At 69.4% G+C, this 2267-nt stretch carries 2 protein-coding genes; both read left to right on the top strand.

Annotation, left to right across the window (positions count from 1 at the left end):
• Positions 1-137: 137 nt before the first annotated feature.
• Positions 138-1190, top strand: a complete 1053-nt coding sequence (locus ACIBMZ_RS04200; protein WP_396690838.1) for a carbohydrate ABC transporter permease — start codon at positions 138-140, stop codon at positions 1188-1190.
• Between the two features lies 1 nt (position 1191).
• Positions 1192-2157: a carbohydrate ABC transporter permease gene (locus ACIBMZ_RS04195; protein ID WP_396690836.1), complete on the top strand. Its 966-nt coding sequence runs from the start codon at positions 1192-1194 to the stop codon at positions 2155-2157.
• Positions 2158-2267 lie beyond the last annotated feature (110 nt).

The raw sequence follows: 2267 nt of genomic DNA, 5'->3' as shown, positions 1-2267 counted from the left end.
GTGTTCGACCCCCGCCCCGCCCCCCCCCCGCGCCCCCCCCCCCCCCCCCGCCCGGGGGCCCCCCGCGCGGGGGGGGGGGGGCCCCCCCCCCCCCCCCCCCCCCCCCCCCGGCTCTGTCGACACCTCCGGGAGGGTTGATGAACTTCGACTTCGCCGCCCAGGCGCCGAAACTGATGATGTTGCTGTGGGGGCTGGTCGCCTTCGCAGTGGTGGTCGGCGGCCTGCTCGTCCTGCTCGACGCGGTGCCGGCGTTCTTCGCCCGGCGTCGCGAGGCGCAACTCGTCGCCGCCGCCGCCGGCAGCGCGCCGATGCCCCGGCGGACCAAGCCCCGGGAGGGGCTGTTCGCACTCTTCTTCCTGCTGCCGACCGTCCTGCTGCTGATGATCGGCCTGGTCGTCCCGGCGATCCGCACCACGCTCCTGTCCTTCATGGACGGCGGCAGCCAGAACTGGGTCGGGCTGGACAACTACCGCTGGATGTTCGCCGAGGACGCGATCGTCCGGGTACTGATCAACACGCTGGTCTGGGTGACCCTGGTTCCGCTGGTCGCCACCTCGATGGGCCTGCTCTACGCCGTGCTGGTCGACAAGGCCCGGATGGAGTCGCTGGCGAAGTCGCTGATCTTCATGCCGATGGCGATCTCGTTCGTGGGTGCCGCCATCATCTGGCGGTTCGTCTACGCCTACCGGGGTGAGGACCAGGAACAGATCGGTCTGCTCAACCAGATCGTGGTCAGCCTCGGTGGCGAGCCCCGACAGTGGCTGCTCGACTCGCCACTGAACACACTGCTCCTCATCGTGATCATGGTCTGGATCCAGGCCGGATTCGCCATGGTGGTGCTCTCCGCGGCGATCAAGTCCATCCCGGCCGACATCGTGGAGGCGGCCCGCCTCGACGGGGTCACCCCCTGGCAGATGTTCCGGCAGATCACCGTGCCCAGCATCCGGCCGGCCCTGATCGTCGTCGTGGTCACCATCTCGATCGCCACGCTGAAGGTCTTCGACATCGTCCGCACCACGACCAACGGCAACTACGACACCAGCGTGATCGCCAACGAGATGTACAACCAGGCGTTCCGGTACGGCCAGAACGGTCAGGGGTCCGCCCTGGCGGTCTTCCTCTTCGTCCTGGTGCTACCGATCGTGATCTTCCAGATCCGGAACCTGCGTCAGCAGCGACGGGAGGGCTGAGATGACCACCACCACTCCCCCGGTCGCCACCGGCGCCCAGGACACCAGTGGCACGTCGACGCGCGCGTCCCGGGTACGCAAGCGGCTGAACAGCCGTACCGCGACGGTCGTCGCGATCGTCATCGCGGTCGTCTGGACCATCCCGACGTTCGGCCTGTTCGTCTCCTCGTTCCGGCCGGAGCCGCAGCTCAAGACCACCGGCTGGTGGACGTTCTTCCGGGACCCGCAGTTCACCCTGCAGAACTACCAGGACGTGCTGTTCGGACAGGCGTCCGGCTCGGGACAGCTCGCCAACTACTTCGTCAACTCGCTGGTCATCACCCTGCCGTCGGTGCTGTTCCCGCTCGCGTTCGCCGCCCTGGCCGCGTACGCGCTGGCGTGGATCAACTTCCGCGGCCGGGACTGGGTCTACATCGGCATCTTCGCGCTCCAGATCGTGCCGTTGCAGATGGCGCTGGTGCCGCTGCTGAGCTTCTTCTCGCGGGGAGTCAGCATCGGCGGCGTCACCCTGATGCCCGCCTGGAACCTCGACGGCGCGCAGAACTTCGCCCAGGTGTGGTTCGCGCACACCTGCTTCGCGTTGCCGTTCGCCGTGTTCCTGCTGCACAACTTCATCTCGCAGCTACCGAAGGACCTGATGGAGGCGGCCCGGGTCGACGGGGCGACCCACCCCAGGATCTTCCGCACCATCGTGCTGCCGCTGGTCGCCCCCGCGCTGGCCGCGTTCGGCATCTTCCAGTTCCTCTGGGTCTGGAACGACCTGCTGGTCGCGCTCATCTTCGCCGGTGGCAGCGACGTCACCGCACCGCTCACCGTGCGGCTGGCCGAACTGGCCGGCACCCGGGGCAACGAGTGGCAACGGCTGACCGCCGGGGCGTTCGTCTCGATCGTCGTACCGCTGATCGTGTTCCTCTCGTTGCAGCGCTACTTCGTTCGAGGGCTGCTCGCCGGCAGCGTCAAGGGCTGATACCCGGGTGGTGGGGGGCGCGGGCGGCGCGCGGGGCCGCGCCCGGCGCCCGGCCGGGGGGGGGTGGCGCAGCGGGAGGAAGGGGCCCGCGGGGGGGGGCGGGGGGCCGC

The sequence above is a fragment of the Micromonospora sp. NPDC049900 genome (assembly GCF_044461025.1).
Taxonomy (GTDB): domain Bacteria; phylum Actinomycetota; class Actinomycetes; order Mycobacteriales; family Micromonosporaceae; genus Micromonospora.
Note: the sequence above shows the minus strand (reverse complement) of the source record. Positions and strands in the feature narration are given on the sequence as shown.

Excerpts from the sequence above, each read along its gene's own strand:
- ACIBMZ_RS04200 (WP_396690838.1), top strand. The coding sequence starts at position 138 with ATGAACTTCGACTTCGCCGCCCAGGCGCCGAAACTGATGATGTTGCTG.
- ACIBMZ_RS04195 (WP_396690836.1), top strand. The coding sequence starts at position 1,192 with ATGACCACCACCACTCCCCCGGTCGCCACCGGCGCCCAGGACACCAGT.